This window comes from Streptomyces sp. NBC_00557, assembly GCF_036345995.1.
In the GTDB taxonomy this organism is placed as follows: domain Bacteria; phylum Actinomycetota; class Actinomycetes; order Streptomycetales; family Streptomycetaceae; genus Streptomyces.
In genome coordinates this window covers 4,815,667-4,828,009 of sequence record NZ_CP107796.1, presented here as the reverse complement: position 1 = coordinate 4,828,009, position 12,343 = coordinate 4,815,667, and the positions used below count along the sequence as shown (strand labels likewise).

Annotated in this window: 11 protein-coding genes and 1 riboswitch; of the genes, 2 read left to right on the top strand and 9 right to left on the bottom strand. The window is 73.1% G+C overall.

Annotation, left to right across the window (positions count from 1 at the left end; translation table 11 throughout):
• Window positions 1-3: 3 nt before the first annotated feature.
• Window positions 4-176: riboswitch (cyclic di-AMP (ydaO/yuaA leader) on the bottom strand.
• A 198-nt stretch (window positions 177-374) separates the two neighbouring features.
• The 8 genes from OG956_RS21030 to OG956_RS20995 all read right to left on the bottom strand — a co-directional run bounded on the left by OG956_RS21030 (window position 375) and on the right by OG956_RS20995 (window position 10,196).
• A complete protein-coding gene (locus tag OG956_RS21030; protein ID WP_330339537.1) occupies window positions 375-1,418 on the bottom strand; it encodes a transglycosylase family protein in 1,044 nt (347 codons plus the stop codon).
• A gap of 168 nt (window positions 1,419-1,586) precedes the next feature.
• On the bottom strand, window positions 1,587-2,879 hold the full coding sequence (locus tag OG956_RS21025) for a cytochrome P450 family protein (protein WP_330339536.1): 1,293 nt from the start codon (window positions 2,877-2,879) through the stop codon (window positions 1,587-1,589).
• Window positions 2,876-3,955: a nucleoside triphosphate pyrophosphohydrolase gene (locus OG956_RS21020; RefSeq protein ID WP_443065584.1), complete on the bottom strand. Its 1,080-nt coding sequence runs from the start codon at window positions 3,953-3,955 to the stop codon at window positions 2,876-2,878. Before OG956_RS21020 ends, OG956_RS21025 begins: the two co-directional genes overlap by 4 nt.
• A 67-nt stretch (window positions 3,956-4,022) precedes the next feature.
• A complete protein-coding gene (locus OG956_RS21015) occupies window positions 4,023-4,676 on the bottom strand; it encodes a SurA N-terminal domain-containing protein (RefSeq protein ID WP_330339534.1) in 654 nt (217 codons plus the stop codon).
• Window positions 4,677-4,812: 136 nt separating this feature from the next.
• Window positions 4,813-5,640 carry a glycoside hydrolase domain-containing protein gene (locus tag OG956_RS21010; protein ID WP_330339533.1) on the bottom strand — a complete coding sequence of 276 codons (828 nt, stop codon included), beginning with the start codon at window positions 5,638-5,640 and terminating at the stop codon, window positions 4,813-4,815.
• A gap of 62 nt (window positions 5,641-5,702) precedes the next feature.
• Window positions 5,703-7,196, bottom strand: a complete 1,494-nt coding sequence (locus OG956_RS21005; RefSeq protein WP_330342900.1) for a serine/threonine-protein kinase — start codon at window positions 7,194-7,196, stop codon at window positions 5,703-5,705.
• A 38-nt stretch (window positions 7,197-7,234) separates the two neighbouring features.
• Window positions 7,235-7,879, bottom strand: coding sequence for a hypothetical protein (locus tag OG956_RS21000; protein WP_330339532.1), 645 nt, complete (start codon window positions 7,877-7,879; stop codon window positions 7,235-7,237).
• A gap of 166 nt (window positions 7,880-8,045) precedes the next feature.
• Complete coding sequence (locus OG956_RS20995) at window positions 8,046-10,196, bottom strand: N-6 DNA methylase (RefSeq protein ID WP_330339531.1); 2,151 nt, start codon at window positions 10,194-10,196, stop codon at window positions 8,046-8,048.
• Window positions 10,197-10,382: 186 nt separating this feature from the next.
• Here OG956_RS20995 and OG956_RS20990 point away from each other — a divergent pair, with 186 nt between their 5' ends.
• Window positions 10,383-10,526, top strand: coding sequence for a hypothetical protein (locus tag OG956_RS20990; protein ID WP_330339530.1), 144 nt, complete (start codon window positions 10,383-10,385; stop codon window positions 10,524-10,526).
• Window positions 10,527-10,757: 231 nt separating this feature from the next.
• Complete coding sequence (locus OG956_RS20985) at window positions 10,758-11,477, top strand: hypothetical protein (RefSeq protein WP_330339529.1); 720 nt, start codon at window positions 10,758-10,760, stop codon at window positions 11,475-11,477.
• 87 nt (window positions 11,478-11,564) lie between these two features.
• Here OG956_RS20985 and OG956_RS20980 read toward each other — a convergent pair whose 3' ends face one another.
• Window positions 11,565-12,281, bottom strand: a complete 717-nt coding sequence (locus OG956_RS20980; RefSeq protein WP_330339528.1) for an HNH endonuclease family protein — start codon at window positions 12,279-12,281, stop codon at window positions 11,565-11,567.
• Window positions 12,282-12,343: the final 62 nt, after the last annotated feature.

Here is a 12,343-nt window from a genome sequence, read left to right as displayed (position 1 = left end):
GATCGATCCCCTCACCGACGCCTGCGAGGTGAGCTGTCGGGTTCGGGCCGGTTGAGTTGCCCGGCCGCACTCCCGCTTGCGCGAGGTGCGGCTTCACCCCTAGCCGGCCGGGCAGCAACTGCTCGGCGCGGCACTTACCTTGGGTCCCCCGCTCCTGCCTACGGCGCTTGACGCGACGACTGTTCCCGGGCAACCGCTGGCAGGATTCGGCGTTGCGACTGCCGGGGCTCGTGGTGACGAGCGGTCCTGACCGTAGACACGCCGTCGGCCGAATTTCAAAGACGATCAGGGCTTCTGAGACTCATCCCACACTTTCTCCAAATCGGACATTGCGTGATCAAGTGGGGCGTCAACTAGCCCTGGCCAGCGCCGTTTTATCCGTCGGTTTTCAGGGTCTGACCGGCGGCGATGTCGTCGGGGTCGGCGCCGATGACCTTCTTGTTGCTCTCATAGAGCGCGCGCCAGCCGCCGTCGACGCCGAGCGAGTCGGCGATGGAGGCGAGGGTGTCGCCCTCGCGGACGGTGTACGTGTCCGGCCCGCGGCCGGCGTGACGGCCGGACGACGAGGACTTCTGACCGTTTGTCACACTTTCGTCCGCACTTGCGCCACGGTGACGTCCGCCACTGCTGAGCGCTCCGGTGTCGACCAGGCTCCAAGAACCGGCACTCTGCTGGTAATTGTCCGGCATGTCGGCACCCGGCGTGTCGCTGGAGGGACCGGCACTCCCCCGCGAACTTCCGGTGTCCTGTGCGCCGGACTCATGAGATTTGTCCGACTTGGGGGTGCCGGCTCCGGTGGAGTCGGCCGTGCCCGGGGTGCCGGTGGCGTCGCCCGGGGCGGGCGTGCTGCTCGCGTCCGGGGAGGGGCTGGAGGTGCCGGAGCCGGAGGAGTCGGAGCCGGACGCCCGGCCCGAACCGGAGCCATTGGAGGACGAATCAGGCAGACCGGACGAACTGGAGCCGTCCGCCGAGCCGGAGGCGCCGTCCGAACCGCCGCTGCCACCGGAGCCGCCGACGCCCGTGTCGACGTCGAGCGAACCGGAGTGGGAGGTCAGCCCGGCGGTCAGCGCGCACATGGCCCACGGCGCGGTGCCCTGGTCGGCGAGGATCTTCTCGGCGACGGCGATCTGCTGGTTGCGGCTGGCCTGGTCGGCGCTCTCCGCGAACTGCGTGCCGCCGTACTTGTCCCAGTCCTCCTGCGAGATCTGCAGACCGCCGTAGTAGCCGTTCCCGGTGTCCGCGCTCCAGGATCCGCCGCTCTCGCACTCGGCGACCCTGTCCCAGGTGGTGCCGTCGGCGGCGTTGGCGCTCGCGGCGCCGAGCAGCGGGATGGCGATGGCCGAGCCGGTCACTCCGGCCGCGACGAGGAGGGCCGGAGCCTGACGGGGGCGACGGTGACGACCGTTCCCGGAGAGCATACGGAAGCCTTTCGTGCGACTGCAGAACCGGCGCGGCGGACGGTGCCGTCGCCACGCTGATGGGTGAACGTATCGTCAGACGATCACTTGTCACAAGTTCATGCCGCGCAGATCACGTGAAGATCACATAGTTGAACGCCGGTCACTTTTTGTCCGTACGGCGCGTGGTCAGGCGGTGGGTGTGAACTCCACGGGCAGCGTGCGCAGTCCCCGCATGATGAGCCCGCCGCGCCAGCGCAGATCGGCGGGATCGGCGGCGAGCCGCAGGTCGGGCAGCCGGGTGAGCAGGGTGGCGAGCGCGGTCTGGCCCTCCAGCCGGGCGAGCGGCGCGCCGAGGCAGTAGTGGATGCCGTGGCCGTAGCCGAGGTGCTGGTTGTCACGGCGGGCGAGGTCCAGCACGTCCGGGTCGGCGAACCGCTCCGGGTCCCGGTCCGCCGCCGCGAGCACCACGAGCACCGGGTCGCCCGGCGCGATGCGCTGTCCGCCGATGGTGAGCGGCTCGGTGGCGAACCGCCAGGTGGCCAGCTCCACCGGCCCGTCGTAGCGCAGCAGTTCCTCCACGCCGGTCTCCAGCAGGTCCCTCTCCCCGCGGGCCAGGGACGCCTGGAGCCGCTCGCGCTGCCCGGGGTGGGTGAGCAGGGCGTAGGTGCCGTTGCCGATCAGGTTCACGGTGGTCTCGAAGCCGGCGAACAGCAGGATGAAGGCCATCGCCGCGGCCTCGTTCTCGGTGAGGTGCTCGCCGTGGTCGGAGGCGCGGATGAGGCCGGAGATGAGGTCCTCGCCGGGCGCGGGCTCGGCGGGCAGCGCCTCGCGCTTCTTGTGGATGAGCTCGGCGAGGTAGCCGCGCATCTTCTTCACGGACCGCGCGACCCCGCCCCGGGGCCCGCCGCCGTGCCGGATCATCATCCCCGCCCAGTCCCGGAAGTCGTCCTGGTCCTCGCGCGGGACGCCGAGCAGGTCGCAGATGGCGTAGATGGGCAGCGGGAAGGCGAACTCGTGGATGAGGTCGGCGGAGCCCCTCCCGGCGAACCGGTCGATGAGACGGTCGGTCAACTCCTGCACGCGCGGCGCGAACTCGGCGACGCGGCGCGGGGTGAACGCCTTGCTGACCAGCCGGCGCAGCCGGGTGTGGTCCGGCGGGTCGATGTTCAGCAGATGCGTCATCAGCTCCGCCTTGCGCTCGCCCGGGATGCCGGTCTTGCCCTTGGCGTGCGCGGGCTCGTCGTGATGCGCCGGGTTCTTGCTCAGCCGCTGGTCGGCGAGGGCCTGCTTCGCGTCGCCGTAGCGCGTGACCAGCCAGGCCTCCACCCCACTGGGCAACCGTGTCCGCCGCACCGGCGCGTGCTCGCGCAGCCAGGCGTAGGCGGGGTAGGGGTCGGTGGCGAACTCCCAGCTGAACAGCGCGGGCACGGGGCCCGGGCCGGCGCCGGGGGCGGGGGTCGGGTGGTGCTGGTCGGTCACGGGTCGACCGTATCCGGGGCCTCGTGGGTCTCCGCGTCGCGGTGACCGGCGGTGGCCCGGCGTATCGCCTCGGGGGCGACTCCCTCCGCCTGACGGATCGCGTCCCGGTACGCGCGTGCCGCCGCGCGCAGGGCCGCCTCCGGGTCCACGCCCTCCGCCTCGGCGCGGGCCGCCAGGGCCAGCAGCTCGTAGCCGATGCCCTCGCCCTGCGGCAGCGGCACGTCCAGGCCCGCCGTCCGCGCGCGGGAGACGAGCTTGGCGGCGAGGGCCAGGCCGGGCTGGCCGAGCGGGACGCCCTCGGTCACCGACGAGCGCCGCTTCTCCTCGGCCTTGGTGCGCAGCCAGTGCTCCTTGACGTCCTCCGGCGTCTCGGCCTTCTCGTCCCCGAAGACATGCGGGTGCCGGTGCACGAGCTTGGCGACGATGCCGCCGGCCACGTCGTCGACGGAGAACGGCGCGTCCGGGTGCTCCTCGGCGATCCGGGAGTGGAAGACGACCTGGAGGAGCACGTCGCCGAGCTCCTCGCGCAGCTCCTCGCGGTCGCCGGCCTCGATCGCCTCGACCAGCTCGTACGCCTCCTCGATGCCGTACTTGGCGAGGCCCTCGTGGGTCTGCCGGGAGGACCAGGGGCACTCGGCGCGGATGCGGTCCATGACCTGCACGAGGTCCAGCAGGCGGGCGCCGGGCAGGTCGTAGGAGGCGGGCAGCAGCTCCAGCTCGGGCATGGCGACCCGGCCGGAGCCGGCCAGCCGGGCCAGGCCGTCGGTGAGCGCGGGCTCCCCCTCGCCGGTGGCCACGACCACGACCGTGCGCCCGCCGGCGCAGGCGTCGACCAGCTCCTGCGCGGTGGGGGACGCCTCCCGGACCGCTATCCCGGCCTCGCGCAGATACGGCAGCTGCGGATGCGCGCCGTCCGCGCACAGCACGGCGTCGGCGGTGCGCAGGGCCTGCCAGGCCGGCCAGGACAGCAGGCCGGGGGCGACGCGGTGGCTGGTGGTGAGCAGGACGACGCGGCCGGGGCCGGCGGCGGGGGCGAGGTCGGAGCTGGATGCGTTCACGGTCCGAACGTAACCCACCCCGACCAGGAGCGGATCCGGTCATCCACAGGGCGGGGACGCTCGTGTGATCGTATGACCGGCCGCGCTATGCGGTCAGCGGCTGCCCGCCGGACGCCGTCGTGACCTCCCGCACCCAGGGCGTCCTCGCGTCCACGCGGCTGCTCTTTCGCACGTCCCAGGTGCCGTAGCGCGGGTTGAGGTCGATGTGCAGCTCCTGGGACGCCTTGGACAGGGCCTTCCAGAAGGCGGGCTGGGTGGTGTCGGTGCCGAGGTGCTGGGCCAGCTTCTGCGCCTCCAGCTGGAGCCGGAGGTTGTCGTCGAGGCGGGCGGGCGCGATGCCGTACTTCTGCAGCCAGGCCGTCTGCAGGCCCTTGGCGCCGCCGGCCTGCTGCTCCAGGCCCGTGCGCATCTGCTGGACCTCCTCGCGGGTCACCGTGATGCCCGCGTCCTCGGCGGCGCGGTGCAGCACCCGGTCGAGGACCATGTTGTGCAGGGTGTCCCGGGTCAGGCTGCTGGTGGAGGCGAGCACCTGCTGGTACTGCGTCTCGTCCGGCACCGCGGCCCGCTGCGCCGCGCGGACCTCGCTGACCCGGCTCTGCAGCTGCGCGACGGTGATCCGCTGCCCGCCGACGACGGCCGCGGCGCCGGGGTGCGCATCCTTTCCGCAGGCGGTCAGCAAGGGTGCCGCGGCGGCGATCGCGGCGGTGAGGACGAGCGCGGTGCGACGGCGGCGGTGCAAGGAGACCTCCTGGGGGAGATTGTGCGACGGTGCACAAAGTCTTGCGGTGATCGATGGTAGGCAGCGCCTCAGCTCAGGCCAACCCATTCGACCAACGATTCACCACGACTTCCGGCACCGCCGCACCCTGGCGCGCTCAGCCCGTGATGGCCACCGGGCCGTCCCAGGCGTCACGGTCCACGGTGATCGTGTAGCCGCCCCGCGTCTCCTTGCTGTTCACGATGTACTGGTGGCCGCGGCTGTGGCCGGTGAACTGCGTGGAGCCCCACGGCCAGTCCGTGGTCGTGGTGTACTGCTTGTCCCACAGCGCGTACCAGAGGTTGCCCGGCAGGTCCGTCTTGTCGGCGGCGGTGGCGATCGCCTTGGCGCTGGAGCTGGTGAAGCCGTAGAAGCCGCTGCGGTACGTCTTGGCGCGCAGCTCCTTGTCGAAGGCCCGGACGTAGGTCAGCACGGCGTTGTTGCACGACGTGTTCGTGATGTCGTACGGCTCCATGTCGAGGAAGACGGGGCTGCCGGCCTTCATGCCGAGCGCCGACGCCTTGGCCACCGCGTCGTCCGCGTCCGTCCTGCCGAGGGAGGCGGCCGTGGTGGCGGTGAGCTTCTCCGGGCTGGAGCCGGACTGGCAGGGCGGCTGGGCGCCGACGTAGATCGGGATGAGCTTCCAGCCGACGGCGCTGACCGACTTCACCCAGGACGCGGTGAGGTTCGGCTGGGAGCAGCCGCGGTTCCTGCCGCCCACGTAGACGGCGGCGGCCCCGTAGAAGCCGGTGTGCCAGGCCTTCATCGCCGGCAGCGAGGGCGCGGCGCAGGTGTCGAAGGCGTGGCCGGTGAAGGTCCTCTGCGCCGGCCACGTCGTGGCGGCCATGGAGGTCTGCGCCGCGATCCCGGCGCCGGCGACGACGGCCGCGCCGGCCACCGCCCACGTGAGGTGTCTGCGCTTCTTCGACTGCCGATGGCCGGCCATGAGTCCCACCCCTGTTGACACGTCACCTGGTTGATCGACGCGCAACGTATCAACCCGTTCCGCTAGCCCCGCACCTGCCCCAGCCACTGCAGGGTGCGCCGGATCTCCAGGGCCATCGGATACCCGGGACCGTGCAGCCGCTCCACGTCCATCAGCAGCCGGGCGAGGGTGTCATGGGCGGAGGGGCGGTCGCCGAGGGCGAGCAGCAGATGGCCGATGCGCCGGCGCACCTCGTGAGCGAGCTGCGGGTCTCCGGAGACGTACTGGTTCTCGTAGTACGGCAGCAGCGCCCGGTACTCGGCGAGCGCCGCCGCCGGCTGGCCCAGCTGCTCCAGGCACTGCGCGGCCTCGTAGCGGTAGCGCAGGGACTGCGGGTCGGCCTGGCCGGCCTCGGCGGCGCGTTCGTCGGCGAGCCGGCGCAGTTCGGGCAGCGCGCGCCGGTACTGGCCGTCGTCCATGAGCGTGGCCGCGTACTGCTTGCGCAGGGTGCGCACGACCGGGGAGTGCTCGCCGTGCTGCTCGGCGGCGGCCGGCAGGATCGCGCCGAGGATGTCCACGGCCTGGGTGATGCGCCCCTCCCCCAGCAGCCGCTTGACCTCCTCGACGGCGGCGGCGACATCGGGCTTCTCGGCCACCGGCGGCGCCGGCGCGACGGGGGCCGGCTGGGGCGCGGGGGTCCGCGCGCGGTCCGGCCAAGGGGCGTGCGGGCGCAGGAAGGGGCGCGTGGGGTCCAAGGGGGCCCCGCTGGGCGTCCCGCGCGCGGGCAGCAGCGCCGCCAGGTCCTCGTACACCTCCTGCGCGGACGCCGGCCGGTGCTGCGGGTCCTTCGCGAGCAGGCGCAGCACCAGCGCCTCGAGCGCCTCGGGGACCTCCGGGCGGATACGGCGCACCGGCAGCGGCGGCTCGTACAGGTGCCGGTGCAGCACGCCGAGCGCCGTGGAACCCGCGAACGGCACGTCTCCGCTGAGCAGTTCGTGCATCAGCACGCCCAGCGCGTACAGGTCCGTGTACGGCCCGACCGCGCCGCCCATCGCCTGCTCCGGCGCCATGTAGGCGGGCGAGCCGATCGGGGAGCCGGTGTGGGTGAGCCGGGTGGTGTCGGTGTCCATGACCGAGGCCACGCCCAGGTCGAGCACCGTGACCGTGCCGTCCTGCTTCACCATCACGTTGCGCGGCTTGAGGTCGCGGTGCACGATCGGCACGGCGTGCACGGCGCTCAGCACGGCGCACAGCTGCGCGGCCACCGCGACCGCCCACGGCCACGGGTACGGGTCGTGCTCGGCGAGATGGTCGGACAGGTCGGCGCCGTCGACGTACTGCATGACGAGGAACAGCTCCTCGCCCTCGCTGCCCGCGTCGTGCACGGTCACCAGGCCGGGGTGGTCCACCTGCGCGGTCACCCGGCACTCGCGCATGAACCGGCGGCGCAGCTCGTCCGCCTCCTGGCCGGCCACCTTGTCGGGGCGCAGCAGCTTCACCGCCACGCGCCGGTCCAGCCGCCGGTCGTACGCCGTCCACACCTGGCCCATGCCGCCCTGCCCGATGAGGGTGGACAGTTCGTACCGGCCGGCGACGACACGTCCTGCCGCCACGCTCACCTTCCGCTCTCGGAGCCGTCGTTGCGGCCGTCGTGCTTGCGCAGGTAGTCGCTCAGCTCGTCCAGTTCGGCGCGCACCTGCTCGATGTGGCTGGGCGCCGGGCGCTGGGGCGGCTGGGGCACGGGCGCGTGCGTCATCGGCGGCGGGGTGTGCGGGGCGAGGGGGGCCTGCGGGAACGGGGTGTCGTGGCCCGCCCGGCCGATCGGCACGGTCGGGACGGGCGTCGCCGGGTACGCGGTCGCCGGGCCCGGATAGGCGTAGCCGCCCTGCGCCGGCCGCTGGGCCGCGTACGCCTGCCGCCGGCGGGCGTAGTGGCGGATCTCCGCGACGAGGTAGTACACGATCGCGCCCGCCAGGGTGCCCAGCAGCAGGAACATGCCGAAATAGCCGACCGGGGTGTGGATGTCGTCGCCGGGTTCGCTGCCTATGAGCACCAGGCTGAGCAGGTCGGCGACCAGGGCGGCGACGAACAGGCACCAGTCCAGCGCCCGCCGCGTGACGGCCGCCAGCCGCAGCAGCATCACCCAGGCCAGCATGCCGATGCTGAAGAACCCGGTCGCCACGAACAGCACACGCAGCAGAACCAGCCACCCGGTGTGCGGCGGCTGCTTCACCGGCTGTCCGTGGCCGAGGCCTTGCATGGCTGCTCCTGATGCCTGAAGTGGGCGTACACATCCGACCGGCGTGCTCCGTCGGGCGGAGAACGCCGGTCGTGCGATTGTCGCTTCGAGCATATGGCCCGGGACCGACAAGGACACGGGCAAGCCTCCCGGATGTACCGAACCGTTGTCCTGCCCGCCCCCGTGGTCAGTCCGGCGCCACCGTGCCGTCGGTCAGGCCGTCGTACATCCCGCGCACGAGCTGCTCCCCGAGCCGGCTCGCGCGGCGCAGCGCCCGCTCGAACTCGTCGAGAGCGCGGAAGCGCGCGCCGTAGCGCCGCTGTTCGTCCAGCGGGAGCCGGGGCAGCTGCAGGCGGCGCACGTCCAGCCGGGTCGCGGTGGAGGCGTAGCTGCTGGCCTGCCGGTTGTTCGCGGTACCGCGCAGGAACCCGGCCAGGAACCACGGGTCGAGCGCCGCGCGGTCCGGGCGCAGCAGCACGAGGTTGCGTCCCAGGGCGGCGCCCGCCGTGGCGTCGTCGATCACGCGCGCCACCGAACCGCCGCCCAGCACCGGTACGACGACATCGCCCGGCTCGGTCAGCACGGGCTCCTCCTCGCTCTCCGGGAGCGTGCCGGAGGGCGCGGTGCCGGCGAGGACGTCGTGGTCGGTGAGCACGGGCACGCGCGCGTGCCCGCCGTTTCCGCCGGTGCGCATCATCAGCGCGCCTCCGCGCGCGAGTTCGCCGATGGTGGTGAGCGGCCAGCGCGCGCCGGGCGCGGGCGCGGCGGGCGGCGGAGCGAGGTCGGCGGTCAGGCGCAGGGTCTCCCCGAGGCGCTCGCGCACCGCCGCGAGCTGCTCCGCGCCGTCGGCCACGACCGGCGGCAGATGGCGGGCGGGAGCGAGGTCCACGTCGTCGCCGAGGAGCTCGATGACCGGCACGGAACGGGCGAGCCCGGGCCGCTCCGCCAGCCGCCCCGCCCGTTCGAAGTCGCGCCAGGCGTCCAGGACGGCCTCGCGCACGGCCGGCCAGTCCGGGCCGCCGCGCCCCTCCCCGGCGAACCTCCCGGTGTCCACGAGCAGCAGCTCGGGCGACGCCGGCGTCCGCTCCGGCCGGCGCAGCACCCACACGTGCAGCGGGATGTTGTACGGCGGCGCCGCCCCGACCGGCAGCGCGACCACGGCCCGCAGCGCGCCCCGGCGCAGCAGATCGGCGCGGATCCGGCGCCCGGAACGGCGGGAGGCGGCGGCCGGCGGCATCAGCAGGACGGCGGCGCCGCCGTCGGCCAGCCGGGCCAGCGCGTGCTGCACCCACGCCAGTTCGGACTCGGTGCGGGCCGGAAAGCCGTACTCCCAGCGGGGGTCGTAGGCGAGTTCGTCGTGGCCCCAGTTGCGCTCGTTGAACGGCGGATGGCACAGCACCGCGTCGGCCCGCAGGCCGGGGAAGGCGTCGGCGCGCAGGGTGTCGCCGGCCGCGCCGCGCACACCGGCCCGGGAGTGCAGCGCGAGCCGCAGTGCGGTGAGCGCGGCCAGCTCGGGGGCGCTGTCCTGGGCGTACAGCTCCTGGTCGGGGCGGGACTCGACGGCCCGCAGCAGCGCGCCGGTGCCGCAGGCGGGGTCCAGGACCCGGCGGGCGGGGCCGGCGAGGTCGGCCATGAGCCCGGCGAGTTCGGCCGGGGTGAGCGTGTACTGGCGGGGGTTGGCGTCCAGATGCCGGCCCAGCAGGAACTCGAACGCCTGCCGCGCTCCGGTCTCGGCGGCCAGCTCGGCCGCACCGCGCAGCAGGGGGACGGAGGGGAGGAGCTGGGGGCCGGTGGGGATGCGGAGGGCGGGGGCGGGGGCGGGGGCCGGGGCGCCGGCGGCCGGGGTGGTGGGGGTGCCCGCGGGGGCGCCTGCGGGGGCGCCTGCGGGGGCGCGGTGAGCGGTGTGAACAGGGCGAGGGGCGGACGGGCTGTGAACGCCGGCTTCGGCGTTCACAGGCGACAGCACCTGTTCCAGCACTCCCGGCAGGATCGCGGCGAGGCGGGCGTCCGAGCCGGCGCTCGCGTCGAGCCAGACCGTGGGCCGCTCGTGGATCAGCAGCAGGGCGCAGCCCGCGTGCACCAGGGCGGTCAGCGGACCCTCGGGGTGGCCGACGAGCTGCTGCCAGACGCGTTCGCGCAGCGGGACCTCGGCGAGTTTGCCCTGCTTGCGCAGCCAGGCCTCGACCTCGGCGAGCGCGAAGGAGGGGCTGGTCTCGGTGCCGCCGACCGGCTTGGGGAAATCGGCGTGCCTGCGGCGCCAGTTGCTGACGGCGGCCCGGCCCACTCCGGCGAGCCGGGCGATGCCCGCTGCGGTCACCTCTGTCGCGTTGTCCTGCACCGGCTTTGTCCCCTCGTCCCGTGTGTGCGCCGAGCATACCGACGTACACAAGACCCACGCATTCACGGCGTGCATTGCTCCAGCACTGTGAACCGTGTTGACTCGGTTCACAAGCTGTGGTCTTATTGACCCAGCGAACAGGCGGCCGCCGGAGGGGGAGGCCGCCGCATTGGGGAGGGATTCGCCATGGACCTGAAAGCCAAGGCGGCTCTGACGGCCGTCGTGAGGGCCGCCGTCATCGGCGCCGCGCCCGCGCATGCCAAGGGCACCGGCCCGGGCGTCTCCTGCCTCACCGCCACCGGCCGCGGCGCCTGGAGGAAGACGGCCTGAGCCGGTCCGCCCGCCTCACGGCCGCTCAGCCGGCGCTCGGCGACACCCGCCTCCCCTCACACACCGCTCACTGCGCCCTGCGCACTGCACACCGCGCACTTCGCACCGCTCAACGAAACGTCCCACCGGCCCCCGCCATCCGGGCTCGATCCCGCGCGGCCAAGCCGGCTGCCGGACGCCGTACGGAACGCCGTACACGCATCCCCGTAACTCAGCACTCGAAGGACTGTCATGCGTCTCGCCCCCCGTGTCGCCACGCTGCTCGCCGTCGCGGCACTTCCGCTGGCCCTCACCGCCTGTTCCTCCGGTTCGTCCTCCGACACCGGCGGGGCGAGCGCCGCGCCGAGCAAGGCGAAGGACCCCAACGCCGGGCTCGCCACCGGTACGCAGCTGAAGAAGGCGCTGGCGCCGGCGTCGGCCTTCCCCGCCGGGTTCGCCCCCGAGGCCGACGGCGCCTCGGACTCCGGCGGCACCTTCCTCGACCCGTCCGGCCCCAGCAAGGCGAAGCCGGACTGCACCCGGCTGGAGGCCACGTCCTGGATCCAGGTGACCGGTTACAAGGGGGGCGTGTCGTTCGCGCAGAACGACTACGTGAACCACGGCAAGACCGAGGAGATCGCCCAGGAGATCGACGCGTTCCAGGGCACCACCGCCACCGCGGTGATGAAGCAGATGCAGGCCGTGGCCGATGAGTGCGCCACCTTCACCGACACCGACGCGCACGCCAAGGTGAAGCTCACCGGGACGTCCACGGCCGGGCTCGGGGACGAGGCCTACACGATGACGCTGACGAGCGGCGCCTGGGAGAACGGCACCACCCTGCTGGCGGTGCGCTCCGGAAACTCGGTGATCACCGTGCTGTCCACGGCGGGCTCCGACAACGGCGCCGCCAGCGCGAAGAAGGTGACGACCCGGATCCTGGACTCCCTGAAGGCCCTCAAGACCGCCTGACGGAAGCGGTCGACGAACGCGGCACCCGCTCACCTCGCAGCGAGTGCCGCGCACTTGTCCCGGCCTCGGCCTGCACGGCGTATCCGCTCAGTGCGCGCGGAAGCGGGCCGGGGCCTTGGTGGGGTTGCCGCCCGTGGGGAGTTTCTGGCCGGGGCAGCCGCTGAGGACCTTCTTCATGGCGGCCTTCTCGGCGGCGGTGACCCACAGGCCGTACTTCTTCTTCACCGCGACCTGCTCGGCGACGTAGGTGCAGCGGTAGACCTTGTTCGGCGGGAGCCAGGTGGCCGCGTCGCCGTCGCCCTTGCCGCGGTTGGTGCTCGCGTCGACGGCGATGAGGTTGAGGGGGTCGTTGGCCAGGGCTATGCGCTTGCTGGCGTCCCAGTACTTGGCGCCCTTCTGCCAGGCGTCGGAGAGGGGGACGACGTGGTCGATGTCGACCTGGCTGCTGCCGCGCCGGTAGGTGATCTCCTTGCCGGAGTACGGGTCGGGCTCGAGCAGTCCGTAGGAGACCTTGCAGGTGCCGCCGGTGAACTTCACGTCCTTCAGGTCCCGTTTGAGGATGTCGTCGCGGGTGTCGCAGGAGTTGGAGTCGGTGTCCGCCCAGGCGGTGCCGAATCGTTCCCGCGCGTAACCGGTCTTGGGCGCTCGGCCTTTGACGGTCAGTGAGTCGACGGCGGCCAGGGCGGCTCCGGTGCCCCCGGTCGGCTCGGACCCGGAGGACCCGCCGGCCTTGTCCGTCCTACAGCCGGCCACGGCGACCAGCACGACCACGGCAGCGACCGCCCCACCCCTCAGACGCGTCACGGTACGTCCCCCTTGCCTGTCCTGGTCCGCCCGTCGGACTCAGGCGGAATCGTTCCGTCCCT